3 protein-coding genes are annotated in these 3,349 nt (G+C 75.2%); all 3 read left to right on the top strand.

Going from position 1 to position 3,349, the window contains the following annotated elements:
- Positions 1-1,141: cyclopropane-fatty-acyl-phospholipid synthase family protein (locus DQW06_RS26275; RefSeq protein ID WP_157983616.1), on the top strand; the 1,141-nt coding region annotated here is incomplete at its 5' end.
- Positions 1,138-2,400 (top strand): cyclopropane-fatty-acyl-phospholipid synthase family protein, encoded by a 1,263-nt coding sequence (locus DQW06_RS26270; protein WP_071621754.1) that lies wholly within the window; start codon positions 1,138-1,140, stop codon positions 2,398-2,400. The genes DQW06_RS26275 and DQW06_RS26270, both read left to right, overlap by 4 nt.
- Entirely contained in the window at positions 2,400-3,203 is an 804-nt protein-coding gene (locus DQW06_RS26265; protein ID WP_117199508.1) for a DUF1295 domain-containing protein, read from the top strand. Before DQW06_RS26270 ends, DQW06_RS26265 begins: the two co-directional genes overlap by 1 nt.
- Positions 3,204-3,349: the final 146 nt, after the last annotated feature.

Genomic DNA, 3,349 nt, shown 5'->3' with positions numbered 1-3,349 from the left:
CGCGCACGCCCGAGCGCGCGGTGGCGTGCGCGTGCGCACCGGCTCCGCCGCGCCCGCCGCCGACGACGGCGCGCCCGTCCTGGAGCTGCGCGACCCCGACGCCTTCCACCGCCGTCTGGCCGCGGGCGGCCTCATCGGCTTCGGCGAGTCCTACATGGCCGGGGAGTGGGACTCGCCCGACCTGGTCGCACTGCTCACCCGCCTGGCCGCTGACTACGACAACCTCGTGCCGCGCCCCCTCCAGCCCCTGCGCCACGTCACCCTGCCCCGCAGACCCGCCTCGGACCGCAACACCCGCGCCGGGTCCAGACGCCACATCAGCCACCACTACGACCTGTCCAACGACCTCTTCGGCCTCTTCCTCGACCGGACGATGACCTACTCCTCCGCGCTGTTCGAGGACGGCGAGGCCCGCGACCGCGACACCCTGCCCCGCGCCCAGGAGCGCAAGACCGACCGCCTCCTGGACGCCGTGGGCGTGGCCGAGGGCGTCGAGCTGCTGGAGATCGGCACCGGCTGGGGCGAGCTGGCCGTGCGCGCCGCCCGCCGCGGCGCCCGCGTCACCACCGTCACCCTCTCCGCCGAACAGCGCGACCTGGCCGTCGAACGCGTCGCCGCAGCCGGGCTCTCCGACCTGGTCGACATCCGCCTGTGCGACTACCGCGACGTCACCGGAACCTACGACGCCGTGGTCAGCGTGGAGATGATCGAGGCCGTCGGCGAGCGCTACTGGCCCGTCTACTTCGCCGCCCTGGACCGGCTCGTGCGCCCCGGCGGACGCGTGGGCCTCCAGAGCATCACCATGGAGCACGCCCTGATGCGCGCCTCGCGCGGCTCCTACACCTGGATGCACAAGTACGTCTTCCCCGGCGGACTCATCCCCTCGGTCACCGCCGTCGAGGAGCGACTGCGGGCGGGCACCTCCCTGCGCATCACCGACCGGCTCTCCTTCGGCCGCGACTACGCCGACACCCTGCGCGTGTGGCGCGAGAACTTCACCGACGCCGCCGAACAGGTGGAGGCCCTCGGCTTCGACGCCACCTTCCGCCGCATGTGGTCCTTCTACCTCGCCTACTGCGAGGCCGGTTTCCTGTCCGGAATCATCGACGTCGAGCAGATCACCATGGAGAAGGCCCGATGAGCACCACCGCGACCCCCGCCCCGCCCCGCGGAGCCGCCCACTTCCTCGCGCCCCTGGCCGCCGGGCTGTTCAACGGCGTGCTCCCCGTCCGGCTGCGCGCCTGGGACGGCAGCGAGGCCGGTCCCGCCGACGCCCCGCTGGCCGTGCTGCGCGACCGCGACGCCCTGCGCCACATCCTGGCCCGCCCCGGCGAGCTGGGCCTGGCCCGCGCCTACGTCACCGGATCGCTGGACGTGGAGGGCGACCTCACCGACGCCCTGAGCCGGGTGTGGGCGAGCGTGCGCGAGAACGGCACCTCGCTGCCCGGCCCCGCCGAGTGGGCCCGCGCGGCCCGCACCCTCCTGGCCCTGGGCGTGGTGGGCTCCCCGCCGCCCGTCCCTCCGGCCGAGGCGCGCCTGCGCGGACGCCCGCACTCCAGCGAGCGCGACGCCGCGGCCGTCTCCCACCACTACGACGCCGGGAACGACCTCTACGAGCTGCTCCTGGACGAGTCCATGGCCTACTCGTGCGCCTACTGGACCAGCGACGACCCCGGCTACACCCTCGCCGACGCCCAGCGCGACAAGCTCGACCTCGTCTGCCGCGGACTGCGCCTGGGCGAGGGCGACCGCCTGCTCGACGTGGGGTGCGGCTGGGGATCGCTCACCCTGCACGCCGCCCGCCACCACGGAGCGCGCGTCACCGCCGTCACCCTCTCCGCGCGCCAGCGCGACCACGTCGCGGCCCGCGTCCGCGAGGAGGGCCTGTCCGACCTGGTCGAGGTGCGCCTCCAGCACTACCGCGACGTCACCGACGACGGCTTCGACGCCGTGGCCGCCATCGAGATGGGCGAGCACGTGGGCCGGGACGAGTACGCGCCCTTCGCCCGCCGCCTGCACGACCGGCTGCGCCCCGGCGGGCGCCTGCTGGTCCAGCAGATGTCGCGGCGCGGCGCCCAACCCGGCGGCGGCCCGTTCATCGAGCGCTACATCGCCCCCGACATGCACATGCGCCCCCTGGGTGAGACGGTCGGGCTGCTGGAGGGGGCCGGACTGGAGGTGCGCGGCGTGCGGGCCATGCGCGAGCACTACGTGCGCACCGCCCGCGCCTGGCTGGAGGTGCTGGAGCGCCGCTTCGACGAGCTGGTGGCCCTGGCCGGACCCGAGACCGCCCGCGTGTGGCGGCTCTACCTGGCCGGGGGCGCGCTCGCCTTCGAGGAGGGGCGCATGGGAGTGGACCAGATCCTGGCCGTGCGCCCGGACCGCGCCGGGAGCCGCTGATGGACGTCTCCGCGCTCCCCCTCACCCTGGGGCTGTCCGCCCTGGCCGTGCTGGCGCTCATGCTCGCGACCTTCGCCCTCGCGCTGCGCCTGGGCAGGCACAGCGTGGTGGACGCGGCCTGGGGGCTCGGGTTCACCGCCGTGGCGGCGGTCGGCGTCCTGACCGCCTCGGGCGACCCCGCCCGCTCCTGGCTGCTGGCCGGGCTCACCGCCGTGTGGGGGCTGCGCCTGGCCGCGCACATCGGGCTGCGCTCCCGGGGCAAGGGCGAGGACCCCCGCTACGAGCGCCTGCTGTCCGGGGCGCCCGGGAACCGCGACGCCTACGCCCTGCGCGTGGTCTACCTGCTCCAGGGGTTCCTGGTGTGGATCGTCGCCATGCCGGTCCAGGTGGCGGTGCACACCGACGCGCCCCTCCTCGGCTCCCCGCAGGTGTGGCTTGCCGTCGCCGGTGCGGCCGTGTGGCTGCTGGGGTTCGTGTTCGAGACGGTGGGCGACGCCCAGTTGACCCGGTTCAAGCGCGACCCCGCCAACAGCGGGCGGATCATGGACCGCGGCCTGTGGGCGTGGACCCGCCACCCCAACTACTTCGGCGACGCCTGCGTGTGGTGGGGGCTGTTCCTGGTCGCGCTGTCGGGGTCGTGGTGGGTGCTGCTCACCCTGCCCGCGCCCGTGGTGATGACCTACCTGCTGACCCGGGGGTCGGGGCAGCGGCTGCTGGACGAGCACATGTCCGGTCGGCCCGGCTGGGCGGAGTACGCCCGGCGCACCAGCGCGTTCGTGCCGATGCCGCCCGGCAGGGGCTGAGGATCCCGGGCACGGGTTCCCGTCCTCCCGTCCCGGGGCCTCCCCTTCCGTGAGGGCCACGGGACGGGCCGCACACGGGCACGGCGCCCCGGCGGCCCGCCGCTTCCACCGCGCCTTCCCGCGCGGTCGGCTCCGGCGCGCCGCCC

Origin of the sequence: Nocardiopsis sp. TNDT3, assembly GCF_003427465.1 — a bacterium.
In the GTDB taxonomy this organism is placed as follows: Bacteria; Actinomycetota; Actinomycetes; order Streptosporangiales; family Streptosporangiaceae; genus Nocardiopsis; species Nocardiopsis dassonvillei.
The sequence above is the reverse complement of the archived record's forward strand: the minus strand, read 5'-3'. Positions and strand labels throughout refer to the sequence as shown.

Coding starts and splice junctions, on each gene's coding strand:
- DQW06_RS26270 (WP_071621754.1), top strand. CDS start 1,138: ATGAGCACCACCGCGACCCCCGCCCCGCCCCGCGGAGCCGCCCACTTC.
- DQW06_RS26265 (WP_117199508.1), top strand. CDS start 2,400: ATGGACGTCTCCGCGCTCCCCCTCACCCTGGGGCTGTCCGCCCTGGCC.